Genomic DNA, 253 nt, shown 5'->3' with positions numbered 1-253 from the left:
CGTTCAAAGTTAAGCTGATGTTCTTGAATTAAAAAGACCATTAATAAATTAAGCCCGGTTGAGATTTGCCCCGCGCGTTTATCAATATTTTGGTTAAGGCTTAACGCACTTCTAAAGTAGCGTTCAGCATCAGTAACATTGCCTTCATCAAGCGCTAAGTAGCCCAAGTTACTTTTTATAAGTGCTGTTATATTAGGAAGCTTTAATTGCGTGGTGAGATCAAGATTATTTAAGTATAAAGCACGCGCTTTAG

At 37.2% G+C, this 253-nt stretch carries 1 protein-coding gene; it reads right to left on the bottom strand.

The window, feature by feature from the left end:
* Positions 1 to 253, bottom strand: a 253-nt coding sequence (locus SB765_RS31835; RefSeq protein ID WP_410932784.1) for a hypothetical protein, incomplete at both ends; no start/stop codon positions are given.

This window comes from Pseudomonas sp. SIMBA_067, assembly GCF_046534675.1.
GTDB classification, from domain to species: Bacteria; Pseudomonadota; Gammaproteobacteria; order Pseudomonadales; family Pseudomonadaceae; genus Aquipseudomonas; species Aquipseudomonas putida.
Note: the sequence above shows the minus strand (reverse complement) of the source record. Positions and strands in the feature narration are given on the sequence as shown.